This window comes from uncultured Alloprevotella sp., from assembly GCF_963536905.1.
GTDB lineage: Bacteria > Bacteroidota > Bacteroidia > Bacteroidales > Bacteroidaceae > Alloprevotella.
Genome location: NZ_CAUTBW010000055.1, coordinates 1 through 14311 on the forward strand (window position 1 = coordinate 1; position 14311 = coordinate 14311).

At 46.7% G+C, this 14311-nt stretch carries 7 protein-coding genes and 1 pseudogene; 7 read left to right on the forward strand and 1 reads right to left on the reverse strand.

Going from position 1 to position 14311, the window contains the following annotated elements:
- Positions 1-362: 362 nt before the first annotated feature.
- A complete protein-coding gene (locus tag ABLA33_RS08775) occupies positions 363-560 on the reverse strand; it encodes a hypothetical protein (RefSeq protein WP_311489656.1) in 198 nt (65 codons plus the stop codon).
- Positions 561-1164: 604 nt separating this feature from the next.
- On the opposite strand from ABLA33_RS08775, the gene ABLA33_RS08780 reads away from it, so the two are divergent.
- The 7 genes and pseudogenes from ABLA33_RS08780 to ABLA33_RS08810 form a co-directional block, all read left to right on the forward strand.
- Positions 1165-1632 (forward strand): ASCH domain-containing protein, encoded by a 468-nt coding sequence (locus ABLA33_RS08780; RefSeq protein ID WP_347720008.1) that lies wholly within the window; start codon positions 1165-1167, stop codon positions 1630-1632.
- 1503 nt (positions 1633-3135) lie between these two features.
- A complete protein-coding gene (locus tag ABLA33_RS08785) occupies positions 3136-4467 on the forward strand; it encodes a glucose-6-phosphate isomerase (protein ID WP_347720009.1) in 1332 nt (443 codons plus the stop codon).
- Positions 4468-4534: 67 nt separating this feature from the next.
- Positions 4535-5296 carry an HAD-IA family hydrolase gene (locus tag ABLA33_RS08790; protein WP_347720010.1) on the forward strand — a complete coding sequence of 254 codons (762 nt, stop codon included), beginning with the start codon at positions 4535-4537 and terminating at the stop codon, positions 5294-5296.
- 76 nt (positions 5297-5372) lie between these two features.
- Positions 5373-8843 (forward strand): transcription-repair coupling factor, encoded by a 3471-nt coding sequence (gene mfd, locus ABLA33_RS08795; protein WP_347720011.1) that lies wholly within the window; start codon positions 5373-5375, stop codon positions 8841-8843.
- 175 nt (positions 8844-9018) lie between these two features.
- Positions 9019-11094 carry a sulfatase-like hydrolase/transferase gene (locus ABLA33_RS08800; RefSeq protein ID WP_347720012.1) on the forward strand — a complete coding sequence of 692 codons (2076 nt, stop codon included), beginning with the start codon at positions 9019-9021 and terminating at the stop codon, positions 11092-11094.
- A gap of 898 nt (positions 11095-11992) precedes the next feature.
- The gene (dnaK, locus tag ABLA33_RS08805; RefSeq protein ID WP_347720013.1) at positions 11993-13906 is read left to right on the forward strand and encodes a molecular chaperone DnaK; all 1914 of its coding nucleotides are present in this window, start codon (positions 11993-11995) and stop codon (positions 13904-13906) included.
- A 224-nt stretch (positions 13907-14130) separates the two neighbouring features.
- Positions 14131-14311, forward strand: a pseudogene (locus tag ABLA33_RS08810) (cell filamentation protein Fic); the annotation flags it as partial.

Sequence of the window (14311 nt, forward strand, 5' to 3'; positions counted from 1 at the left end):
CTCTACGGATAAACTTTCGAATGAAGGTTTGAGATATTCCTTTTTCATTGTTCTTATTTTTTTTGTAGGTGTAAAGATTGGACTCTTCCAAAATCTTGACACCTTTTTTATTGCATACTGCAATAGTGAAAACATCCCTAAGCTAGAGTATTCTTTCTCAAAATGCCTCGCACTCTATTATTAGACTTACATTCTAGCAACATACTCTTAGATAGTCAGAATATAAGCTTTCAAAACGTTTCTTTCAGCATAATATTTCCTTATAAACAGTTATTCTTACGCTTTTACAGAATTGGCATGCAAAAATACATCTTTTTTACATACTACCATGCATCTTACTAATATTTTTTCTTTTGTAATTCTCATAAGATTAACATAATAGCCAATTCAGGATAAGCCTCACGGCATTCTTCCACCGCCCTTAGAAAATCCGCCTTTGCTTCCGCAACGGTATTACCGTCTCCATCGATAAGGGCATAATCTCCTATCGGTGTCTCACTATAACAAGAGTAAGTTTTATTCTCTCCATATTCAACCGTTACTAAAATTTTCTTTGCCATTTCTCTTTGCTTTTATGAATTTCTCTTTTTATCTTTGCGGTGTAGATTGATGGTCGCATGATTTGGGAGCGAGCAGCGTTAACAGCGGTGATATAGGAAGTTCGAGTCTTACCCTTTCTACACTTAGGGGCTTAATTGCCCCTATTTTATTTTCTCATATTGCTTCGTATTCATATTTCCGGTCCTCCCCGAATTTTGTCCATATCTTCTCCCAATAAATCATTTTTTGTTGCCATGTCGTCACAGAGAAGATAATCAATTGATAAATAAGATTTTGTTAGCGTGACAAGAAGATCAGAGATATCCGCGGATTCAAATCTTCTCTTAAAGTTTGCTCGAAAAAGACTCTAATGTTTTACCATAATCATATTCAGCTTTTACCACGTTTTGAGTTTTTATATTTGTCTCCTATCAAATATTCTCTTTATATTTGCCATAGATTGCTGGGTACATCTATAGCAAGTCTACCTTAAAAGCGATTTCCTGAGAGATCGAGTATCTCCACATTCGAAATTACGTGCAGAAAACTTGAGCACACAAAAGAAAGACGCGAATAAAAAGAAACAGAGGTAGAATACTCAGTAAAATACAAACAACTAAGAATATGAAATCAACCAAAGAAAACACACTTTACCTGACAATAAAACAGGTATATTTTGATCAAATCATAGAAGGATCAAAGAAAGAGGAATATCGAGAAATAAAGGATACCACCTACAAGAAATACCTAGAAGTGAGCGAGCAAGGTTGGCCACTATTTGACACAACTTTGATCAGTGAAGACGATGAGCTACTTGGCGATCTCTGTATCTGGAATAATGGTGTTTATCCTTATATCCCCAAACAGAAATGGGAGTTTCTCCATCTCGCAGTTGGCTATGCCAAAGAGCGTGATACAGCCATTGTTGAAATCACGGACATCACTTTTCAGCCGCTCTTGGATAAGAAAGGGAATCCTGCACGCTTCTCTGTTGATGAAAATGATATGGCTAAAATTGATGCAGAAGGGAATCTGTGCTTTTGGATGGCAGTTTTCCATCTGGGAGAAATAGTAGAACTTCATAGGAAGTAAATCGTTCTTCGCACATTCCCATACTCCTCTCTCTTTACTGTCTATAATAAAGGAGAGGATGCAGCTCAAGGAGTTAATAACTTAGTGCAGATTAGAGTAAGCTAGCTTGCACTGAGATTATGTATTTGTGGAAATTGAAACCTTTTTAACTAACACTGTGTTTTTCTAGCATAGATTTTGTAAGCAAGAAGAAAGAAACCCTTCCATTGACGGTTCAGAGGTTAATATTGGGCAGGGAATATGAAAGTAAACACACCTCCCATTGGCAGATACTACCTTAAGTTCTGACATAGTGACTAAAGAATTCCTATTAATCTCCAGCAGTGAGATACTGGGGGAACGGAAACTTCGCACTTATCTGCCAATTCTCATTCAAGTTACATTTATTGTCTGGTGGCTTGGGAGAGGAGAATCAATAGACTCTGCAATACCTTTTGCCTTCTGCGACAAAACTTGATGGTGTGACTCTTTGACATACTCCCGCCCAATGAAACCTCAGCTTTATTGTTTTGCCCAACAACTTGAGGTTGTTAGGGCGAGAAGCCATGTTTGATGATAAGAGTTTATTGAAGCTTCCTATTAGTCCTTAATTCGCTCCATTTTTTCATCCTTTATAAGCATCATTTTGCTTGATTCTATAGTTCCACATTCAGCTCTGACTCTTTTGTCCTCGGCTGTTGTGTGGTTTAATCTCTTGTTCTTTTTTTATTTGCAGGGAATGCTGTTCTCTTTCCTTATTTCAGTTATATAGTTATTTTCAGCAAGGAGAGATTTTTCTATTTCCGCTTTCTTCTTCTCTATCAGTTCCCTGGGTCATCTCTGTTCTCAGCGCAAGAAGAATATCTCCATTGTCGCTAAGTCAAGAACTTAGCTCAGAAGTGTACTTTGCCTTGACGAAAGAAAAGTTTTCCCAACACCAAGGTAGCGCTTACGGAGCGCAAAGTTAGAAAAAGTTTTTTTAGTTTAACAAGCTTTCTACAAGAAAAAAAATAGAGTTTTGAGAGATTATTGGCATCTTCCACCAGACATTTTAGGTAAAAAGAATAGGCAATATTTAGTAGATATTTCCAAGCTCTTATATACATAAAAACACCGCGCTTTCTAAATTCTTTTTTCTTGCTTATTCTGAGAGAATAAAAAATGCGTTTTTTTTGTTCTTAATTTTAACAGAAAATTTGCACACGAGCTGCATTACTACCTCCAATACTACCTAAAACAACTTTTGGGCAATGAAAAAGATCTACACTATAGATAAAAATACAACCATACTTCACCTACTTTTCATGCACCACAAAAGATAACTAACATCAGCTCCATTATTTTTATAGGAGAGAGGCATGGGAGGTTACCATTCCAAGTTTTTGTTCACTTAGATGTGGAGCACACTTTTACAAGAAAAGTCGTAGTATTAAAACTATCATTTTGAAACATTACCATTTATCTGTCAGCCATGTACGATGAGAAAGTATTATCTTTGCAGCGAAGATTAAAACTTTATGAGCAATGAACGCAATTAAACTTGACATCACGAAAGCTGCTCAGTTTCTGAACGCTGACGCAGTGGCTACTTTAGAGCCCGAAGTAAAGAAGGCTCACGAATCACTTGAGAACGGCACCTGCCAGGGTAATGACTTCCTCGGTTGGCTGCATCTGCCTTCCAGCATCACTCCCGAATTTTTGGCCGACATCAAGGCTACGGCACAGACGCTTCGTGAAAACTGCGAGGCTATCGTAGTGGCTGGTATCGGTGGTTCTTATCTCGGTGCGCGCGCTGTTATCGAATGTCTGAAAAATAATTTTGAAGAACTAACGCCCCGCATTCTCTTTGCTGGTAATAATATCAGTGAGGACTATCTGAGTGAACTCACCACTTATCTCAAAACTCGCAAATTTGGTGTTATTAACATCAGCAAGTCGGGTACTACCACCGAAACGGCCCTCACTTTCCGTTTGCTCCGCAGCCAGTGTGAAGAGCAGCGCGGTAAGGAAGAGGCACGCAAGGTTATTGTTGCTGTGACCGATGCTAAAAAAGGTGCTGCTCGCGTAACGGCCGACAAAGAAGGCTATAAGAGCTATGTGATCCCCGACAATGTTGGCGGTCGTTTCAGCGTGCTCACTCCCGTAGGCCTCCTGCCCATTGCTTGCGCAGGCTTCGATATTGAAGAACTTGTACGCGGTGCGCAAGACATGGAGAAACTCTGCCAAACAGCTCCTTATGCTGAGAATCCCGCAGAACAATATGCCGCTGTTCGCAATCTGCTTTATCGTGCAGGCAAGCACATCGAAATTCTCGCCAACTATCAGCCAAAACTCCACTACGTCAATGAATGGTGGAAGCAACTTTATGGAGAGAGCGAAGGCAAGGACAACAAGGGTATTTTCCCCGCTGCTGTAGATCTCACCACAGACCTCCACTCTATGGGTCAGTGGATTCAGGAAGGCGAGCGCAATATCTTCGAAACTGTTGTCTCTGTTGAAAAGTCAAAGTATACCGTTCTCTTCCCCCACGATGAGGAAAACCTCGACGGTTTGAACTTCCTCGAGGGCAAGCACGTGGACGAAGTCAACAAGATGGCCGAACTGGGCACACAGTTGGCTCACGTAGACGGCGGCGTTCCCAACATCCGCATCAGCGTGCCAGAACTAACGGAGTACTACATCGGTCAGTTGCTCTATTTCTTTGAAGTAGCGTGCGGCATTAGTGGTAACTTACTGGGCGTTAATCCGTTCAACCAACCGGGCGTTGAGAGCTACAAGAAGAATATGTTTGCACTGCTCAACAAGCCTGGCTATGAGGCTGAGAGCAAAGCTATTCGTGAACGTCTGAACAAGTAAGAGATACAACGTACATCCCCTTCGTCTTCCCGCGTGGGAGGCAGAGGGGATTTCTCGTTCACAAATAATGACTCATACCTATAATAATATAACAGCCCCTGAATCTTTCCTCACGGAGAAATTCAGCGAGGCTGTTTTTGCTTATTTGGAACAGAACGGCTTTGAGCATTTTTGTCTGAAAGCCGTTCTTTTCGACATGGACGGAGTACTCTTCGACTCGATGCCTAACCACGCCAAAAGTTGGGCAGAAGTGGGACAACGCTTCCGTTTGGGTATAACAGCGGAGGACGCCTACCTCCACGAAGGGCGCACAGGAGCTTCTACCATCAACAGCTTTGCCCGCCTCAACTGGGGCCGAGAGGCTACAACGGAAGAGATAGAGGAAATCTATGCCGAGAAGTGCCGACTCTTCAACGAATGCGAGATGGCGCAGAATATGCCTGGAGCTGAACGTGTCCTCAACGCCGTGCGCGATGCAGGACTTCAGATTCTCGTGGTGACGGGAAGTGGACAGGCCTCACTACTTGAGCGTTTGCAAACCCACTACCCTGGTTTTTTCAATCCCGACCATATCGTATCGAGCAAAGATTGCCGCCACGGTAAGCCTCATCCCGATCCCTACCTCTTAGGACTGGAGAAAGCTGGCGTTCAGCCTTGGGAAGCTCTCGTTGTAGAGAATGCTCCCTTAGGCGTTCAAGCTGCCCGCGCGGCTCAGATATGTACAATCGCCGTCAATACGGGACCGCTTTCCAACGAGACGCTCCGCGATGCTGGCGCAAATATTCTGTTCCCCTCCATGACGGCTTTAGCCGATGAATGGAGAGGCTAAAACTTTTTCTTCCAGCGGGGGGAGATTCCTCTCCTGCTCGGATTTCTCTGAGAAAATATCGTAATTTCCACTCACTTTGACTCTCAACGAACTTCTTCCACTCTATGCTACTCACCCGCAGGTGGCAGCTCTGGCTAAAATAATTGGAGAAAGCAGTCCGCGACTCACTTTTTGCGACGGGCTTCACGGATCAGCTGCCACAATGGTATTTGCCGCCCTCACGTGCCGACGCATTAAAGGAAAGCCCTATCTCTTCGTGCTCAATGATGAAGAAGAGGCGGGGTATTTCTATCACGACCTCACACAGATGCTGGGCGATAAGAATGTGCTCTTCTTTCCTTCCTCTTATCGCCGTGCTGTAAAATACGCGCAGCGGGATGCCGCCAACGAGGTACTGCGCACACAGGTACTCAATGCATTAGCGGACAGAAATGAGGAATATCTTTTTATCGTTACCTACCCCGAGGCGCTGAGCGAACGTGTGGCACCGAAAATCTCGTTTGAGGCGCGCACCATCAAGATTCAGGAAGGCGGAAACTACGACCTTCCGCAGCTCGAGCGCCAGCTGCTGGAGCTGGGTTTCCGCCGTGTAGACTACGTTTACGAGCCTGGAGAGTTTGCCGTGCGCGGTAGTATTTTGGACGTATTTAGCTATTCCTCCGAATATCCTTACCGTGTCGATTTCTTCGGTGATGATGTGGAAACGATTCGTACGTTTGAGGTGCAGACACAGCTGTCTAAAGATCGCTTGAAAGATGTTGCCGTAGTACCCGAAATGGAAGGAGGCAATTCGGATTTAGTACCAGTCACAGACTATCTTCCCACCGATGCTTTGCTTGTGGTGAAGAATTGGGTTCTCATTACTGACACCATACAGAAGGTTTTCGATGAAGGGTTTGCCAAACAAGCCTACATCGAGAAAAAGGATAGCAAAGAACGCCCCGAATGGGAAATTTATGAGGAAGAAGAGGAGTCACGCTGCTCCACTCTCACGGCAGGCCCAACAAAGGAGCTTGACAAAAACCGCCTGCTTGTGTCGGGACGCGAACTGGGCAAAGCTCTCCTCGCCCTGCAACGCATCGAGATGGGTAACACTCCGTCAGATACGCCAAAGGCTCAACTGCATTTCAAAACGCAGGTGCAGCCCATCTATCATAAGAACTTCGAGATGGTCAAGACTTCGTTCAACGATTTCCGCGACCGCCACTATCGCATTTATATTGCAGCCGACAGCGGGAAGCAGAACGAGCGCCTGACAGAGATTCTGGCCTCACTTCCCACAGATGTCACGATGCCGACCTCCGCTTCGTCGGCCGATGCACCGCTTTTCACCCCCGTTCTAAAAACTTTGCACGAGGGTTTCTCTGATGAAGACTTGCAGGTGTGCTTCTTCACCGACCATCAGATATTCGACCGATTCCACAAATACAACCTAAAGAGCGATCACGCCCGCGATGCCAAGATGGCCCTTACGCTGAAAGAGCTGATGCAGTTTCAGCCGGGCGATTTCATCGTACATATCGACCACGGCGTGGGACGCTTTGCCGGATTGGTGCGTATGCCCGCTGCCGATGGTACGCAGCAGGAGATGATTAAGCTGACCTACCAAAACGACGACATCGTCTTGGTGAGCATCCACTCTCTTCATAAGCTTTCCAAATACAAGGGGCGCGAGGGCGAAGCTCCCAAGCTGAGCCGCCTGGGTACGGGAGCTTGGGAAAAACTAAAGGAGCGCACCAAGAAGAAAATCAAAGACATTGCTCGCGACCTCATCAAGCTCTATTCGAAGCGCAAAGAGGAAAAAGGCTTTGCCTACAGTGCCGACACCTACTTGCAAAACGAGTTGGAAGCCAGTTTTGCTTACGAAGACACGCCCGACCAGCTCAAAGTGACGCAAGAAGTGAAAGCCGACATGGAGAGTGCAAAACCAATGGATCGTCTGGTTTGTGGAGATGTAGGCTTTGGCAAAACGGAGATTGCCGTGCGGGCAGCGATGAAGGCTGCAGCCGATGGGAAACAAGTGGCTGTGCTCGTGCCTACAACCGTTCTGGCTTTGCAACACTTCAAAACGTTTGAGAAACGCTTGAAGAACTTCCCCGTACGCGTGGACTATCTCTCGCGTGCTCGTACGCCGAAACAGGTGCGCGAACTCTTAACTGATTTGTCCGAGGGGAAAGTCGATATTCTTGTGGGCACTCACAAACTCATCGGCAAAAGTGTGAAATTCAAAGATCTGGGACTTCTCATCATCGACGAAGAACAGAAATTCGGAGTAGCTGTCAAGGAGAAACTCCGCCAGCTGAAAGTGAATGTAGACACACTCACCATGTCGGCCACACCCATTCCGCGCACCTTGCAGTTCTCTCTGATGGGCGCGCGCGACTTTAGCGTCATTCAAACGCCACCCCCCAACCGACGCCCGATACAGACAGAGGTACACACCTTTAGTCACGAGATAATTGCCGATGCCGTTAATTTCGAAATGAGTCGGAACGGACAGACTTACATCGTGACTCACCGCGTCTCTGCGCTTCAGAACCTCAAAGAATTGGTTAAGAAATATGTGCCCGATGCCCGCGTGGCTATCGGTCACGGGCAGATGCCCCCCGCCGAATTGGAGAAAATCATTCTGGGCTTTGCCAACTACGACTACGACGTACTCATCTCCACCACCATCGTGGAGAATGGTATCGACATCAGTAATGCCAACACCATTATCATTGATGCCGCCAACCATTTCGGACTGAGCGACCTCCACCAGATGCGCGGCCGCGTGGGTCGCTCGGATCGCAAAGCATTTTGCTACCTCCTGGCGCCACCTCTGGCGCATTTGAGTGAGGAGAGCCGCCGCCGACTGCAAGCCATCGAGGAGTTTAGCGATTTGGGCTCGGGTATACACATCGCCATGCAGGACCTTGACATCCGCGGAGCAGGCAATTTGCTGGGCGCGGAGCAGAGCGGTTTTATTGCCGACTTAGGTTACGAAACCTACCAAAAGATTTTGGCAGAAGCAGTCAGCGAACTCAAAAATGACGAGTTTGCCGAGTTGTACAAAGAAGAGTTGCAACATTCGACTCTCACAGGCGACTTCTTTGTAGATGAATGCAATGTGGAATGCGATCTGCACGCGTTCTTCCCCGAAACCTATGTGCCGGGAGCCAGCGAGCGTATGTTGCTCTATCGCGAGTTGGACGGACTCACTACTGATGAGCAAATTGCCGATTTCCGCCAGCGCATGACCGACCGCTTTGGTGCGTTGCCGCCCGAAGGTGAGGAACTCTTGCGCATCGTACCTCTGCGCCGTCTTGGCCGCAAGGTGGGAGCAGAGCGACTGACGCTAAAGAATGGGCGCATGACTCTTTATTTCGTATCGAAATATGATTCGCCGTTCTATCAGAGTTCTACTTTCGACCGCCTCATTCAGTATGCCACGCAAAACTATCGCACCACTGAATTGAAAGAAAGTGCGGGTAAACGCCGTATGGTTATCAAAAACGTTCCCACGGTGGAGCGCGCTCTCAGTCTACTCCAAAAAATCACGGAATAAGGCATTGCGCATCGCGGGCAACTTCAGCTCTGAAAACTACTTGCCCATTCTATACCATCTTGCTCAAAATGGTTAGAGAATCTACAAGAAGTGCCGACTTCCTTGTTCTGCCACACGCCTCGCACGTTCTTTGGCTAAATATGATTCCTACTAAAAAACATTCTCTCTTATCAATATGAATCTAAAAACACTTTTCTGCTCTTCGGAGAGGACTAAGCGAATCAATCCTCTCTACTTGATTGGCGGCCACTTCTTGTCGTTGTATCTCATCATTGGTTTCATCCTGCGCATCGTGCTCATGGCCTTTTCTCCAGCCGATGCCACTTACACGGCGATGGGCATACTACGTGGTCTCACCGTCGGACTTCTGTCCGACTTTGGTATGGGATTGCTGCTCCTCATCCCGCTCTTTGTTTTCTACATAGGGCTCAACGAATACAAATATAAGAAGTATGCAGCCTTCTCCATCTGCCTGCTACTCATTGCAGGATTGGCTTACGCTTTTTGGCCTGGATCTATTTTCCGCCAATATGGTGGCGGTGCTCCGCGCATTGCTCAAATTTTCTTGGGATGGAAACTCCTGAGTTTCTCCCTCCGCGCCTTCATTCCGCGCATACGCAAAGCATGGCGCGCCTGCACGCTTTATCTCACATGGGGCATCTATATACTGTTGTTATTAGTGGTCTCTGCGGGCGAGTTCTTTTTCTGGGAGGAATTTGGCGTGCGCTACAACTTCATCGCCGTGGACTATCTGGTCTATACACACGAAGTCATCGGCAACATCATGGAGTCCTATTCCATCGCTCCTTTAATAGCCGTTCTCCTACTGATCACGCTGGGCCTCATCTTGGTGGTCGTGCGCAAACGCCGTTTCCAGTTGGAGGGAAACTACCAGCTCCGTCGCTTCGGCTTTGAAACGCTGCTGGCTGTGGTGCTTGTTGGGGCGGGCTTTGGAGCTACATCACTGACGCATAACCTTGACGCCAACAATCAGTATGTCACGCAAATCGAGCAGAATGGCGCGTACGACTTTGTGAGGGCTTTCTTGAACAACAAATTGGAGTATGACAAGTTCTACACGATGCTCCCACCAGCACAATGCGAGGCGCTCTATCGCCAGCAAACAGGCTTGGACAGCCATAGAACAAAACAACTCTCAGATGGGCAAGGAGCAGAGAAATGCAATATCGTGCTGATCACGGTGGAGAGTTTGAGCGCCGACTTCCTTACGCGCTACGGCAACAAGGAGGGACTCACGCCAAACATCGACCGGCTGATGACGCAGAGCCTTGTTTTCGACAGTCTTTACGCGTGCGGAAATCGCACCGTGAGAGGTTTGGAGGCTCTTTCGCTTTGCATCCCACCTCATGCCGGGGAGAGCGTCATCAAGCAGAAGAACAACCGCATGGGCACACTCTCTGTGGGCTATCAGCTCAGTAAGTTGGGCTACACCACGCAGTTTCTCTATGGTGGCTACAGTTATTTCGACAACATGGGCGACTATTTCTCCCACAATGGTTATGAGGTGATTGATCGCTCCAACATAGCTAAACAGAACATCACCTTTGCCAACATTTGGGGCGTTTGTGATGAGGATATTTTCAACAAAGGCTTGGAGGTGTTTGATGCCGACGCAAAAACAGGTAAACCTTTCTTTGCGCAATTTATGACGACAAGCAACCACCGCCCCTACACTTATCCTACGGAGAAAATACATGTCGAAGGAAATCCCTATACGCGCAACGCTGCAGTGAAGTACACCGACTACGCTATCGGCGACTTCCTCAACAAGGCCGCGAAGAAACCATGGTTCAAGAATACGGTGTTCATCATCATTGCCGACCACTGCGCTTCGAGTGCAGGCAAAACCTCGCTGCCACTGGAGAAATACCACATCCCGTGCCTCATCTTCAGCCCCGGACGCATCCAGCCACAGATTGTGAGCAAGGTGTGCTCGCAAATAGACATTTTGCCCACACTCTTCTCCATCCTTCACCTCCCGGCTAAAGTTAGCTTTGCCGGTAACGACATCCTTTCGCCCAACTTCAAAGAGCGGGCTTTCCTCGCCACCTATCAAGATTTGGGCTACTATGAGAACCACATTCTCACAGTGCTTTCGCCCGTGAGGAAAGTGCAGCAATACGCCGTTCGCCCTAATCCCGATGGCACTTTCGAGGAGACGCTACTCCAAAAGCAGGACGTAGGACTGACGCAAAAAGCAGTAAGTTTTTATCAGACGGTGAATAAATAAAAAACATCTTCTGCAGCCCCTTCCCCACTTGGAGAAGGGGCTGTTTGTTTCTCTGTTGAAACCTTCCCTGCCCAGCTTCCCTCTCCCTGCTTGAAAATCTGCCGCACCACAAGAAACTTTGTAGCGACAATTTTCACAAAGAAATGTAAACAGAATTCGTATTCTAACAAGGTGAGAATGGATTCAAAACCCAATCACAGTAAGTGGGACATCAGACAACTCTGATTCGTCTGACTCGTCCAATAAGCCTATCAAAAAATGCAATAAGGCTATCGACTGACACAATAAGACTGCCAGCTGACAGCCTTATTGTGTTTTTGAATAGAATAAGGAAAACTACACCTTTTCGACACATAGAAAAAACTGAAATTATAAGAGAACGACTCATTTCTCTTTTGTTTCTCAAGAAAAACGAGATGCACGTTGTAGCGATACTCCAGTTTTTATGTTTTACAGCAGCTTTCTCAACACATCCTTAGGCAATTCTGCATCAGAACAAAAAAGCAGAGTGTAAAGTATAATTACCCCGAGAAACACTTCTTAATTCTGCATCACTCCATAAATTTCAATGTACACCACGCCTATTTTGGCGCACAGTTTGCAATAGGTGCAAACAATTAAGAAGCAAACAAGTGTTGCCATCTGAGAGCAGTTCGCCATTCGCAAACACGCATCAGACAAAATGACCTCACATAGCAGAAACTAAAAAGAAGCGGGCCGTATCTTTGCCCTTCTTCCAGAAAGTTTCGATAAAGGAACAACAAAAAATATCTTTTTCTCTGTCAGGTTCAAATTTTGGCACGCCTCTTGCAAATAAGATAAGCAAATCACAAAAGAGAGTGTGTGGAAACACCACTCCGATTAATATTAGATAATAACAAAATAAAAAAATACAATTATGGGAAAGATTATTGGTATAGACTTAGGTACAACGAACAGCTGTGTTTCCGTATTCGAAGGTAACGAGCCCGTTGTTATTGCTAACAGCGAAGGCAAGCGCACAACTCCTTCTGTAGTAGCATTTGTTGAAGGTGGCGAACGCAAAGTGGGCGACCCCGCAAAGCGCCAAGCCATCACCAACCCGAAGCGTACGGTTTATTCTATCAAGCGCTTCATGGGTGAAACCTACGACCAAGTGACAAAAGAAATTGCACGTATGCCCTACGAGGTTGTAAAGGGAGAAAACAACACTCCGCGCGTTAAAATTGACGACCGCCAGTACACTCCGCAGGAAATCAGTGCAATGATTCTTCAGAAGATGAAGAAAACAGCCGAGGACTACCTCGGACAGGAGGTAAAAGAAGCTGTGATCACAGTTCCAGCTTACTTCTCCGACTCTCAGCGTCAGGCTACTAAAGAAGCTGGTCAGATTGCTGGCCTCGAGGTAAAGCGTATCGTGAATGAGCCTACTGCGGCTGCTCTTGCTTATGGTTTGGAGAAGTCTAAGAAGGACATGAAGATTGCCGTATTCGACCTCGGTGGTGGTACGTTCGATATCTCTATCCTCGAATTGGGTGGAGGCGTATTTGAAGTACTCTCAACAAACGGTAACACTCACCTGGGTGGTGACGACTTCGACCATGTTATCATCAACTGGTTGGTAGAAGAATTTAAGAACGATGAGGGTGCTGACTTAACGCAAGACCCGATGGCAATGCAGCGTTTGAAAGAAGCTGCTGAAAAGGCTAAGATTGAGCTGTCTTCTACTACGACAACCGAAATCAACCTGCCTTACATCATGCCAGTAGGCGGTGTGCCCAAGCACTTGGTTAAGACGCTGACACGCGCTAAGTTCGAGCAACTTGCTCATCAGCTCATCGAGGATTGTAAAGTACCTTGCCAGGAAGCACTGCAAAGCGCAGGCCTCAACACTAGCGATATCGACGAGGTGATCCTCGTGGGTGGTTCCAGCCGTATTCCTGCTGTTCAGGAAATGGTGAAGAACTTCTTCGGCAAAGAGCCCAGCAAGGGTGTTAATCCAGATGAGGTAGTAGCCGTAGGTGCTGCTGTTCAGGGCGCTATTATGAATAAGGAAGAAGGTGTAGGCGACATCGTTCTCCTCGACGTTACTCCGCTGAGTCTCGGTATCGAAACGATGGGTGGCGTTATGACAAAACTGATTGAAGCCAATGCTACCATTCCTTGCAAGAAGAGCCAGGTATTCTCAACGGCTGAAGACAACCAGCCCGAAGTGACTATCCACGTGCTCCAGGGCGAGCGTCCAATGGCCGCTCAGAACAAGAGCATCGGTCGCTTCAACCTCGCCGGCATTGCTCCCGCTCGCCGCGGTATTCCTCAAATTGAGGTAACGTTCGACATCGACGCCAACGGTATCTTGAACGTAAGTGCCAAGGACAAAGCTACGGGTAAAGAACAGGCCATCCGCATCGAAGCATCTTCAGGCTTGAGCCAGGAAGAAATCGACCGCATGAAGGCAGAAGCACAAGCCAACGAAGAGGCCGACAAGAAGGAAAAAGAGCGCATCGACAAGCTCAACCAAGCTGACTCTATGGCGTTCCAGACTGAGAACCAGCTCAAGGATCTTGGCGACAAGCTCCCCGCTGACAAGAAGTCTGTCATCGAGGCTGCTCTCCAGAAGCTGAAAGATGCTCACAAGGCTCAAGACATCAACGCTATCGATGCTGCTATCAAAGAGCTCAATGATGCTTGGCAAGCTGCCAGTGCAGATATGTACCAGCAAACAGGTGGTGCTCAACAACCTGGTGCTGACGCCGGTTTCCAAGGTGGTGCTCAGCAAGGCGCTCAATCCAAGGACGACATCCAAGATGCCGACTTTGAGGAAGTGAAGTAAAAGCATTAAATGCACTAACTAAATAGAAGAAATCCCAGTAACTCTCAACAGTTACTGGGATTTTTGCGTACTCTAAATACTCTTCACTTTCCTTTTATCTTTCCATACAATTATTTACTATATTTGCAACTCATGCGCACTGCAATCAGAGCCAGCCAATCTTTGCACTACTTTCCGCAGATAAGACTCCTCAAATCCTCGCGCAGAATCCGATAACACCCCAGATGAGTAACTTTATTATGGTAGAGCATAAAAAATCAATTCACTTCTTCAACGACCGTGAAGTAAGGGCGGTGTGGGACGACGAACACAATAAGTGGTGGTTCTCTGTACTGGACATCATTGCTGCAATTAACGAGCAAGATGATTACCAAAAGACGAGAAACTATTGGAAGTATCTCAAAA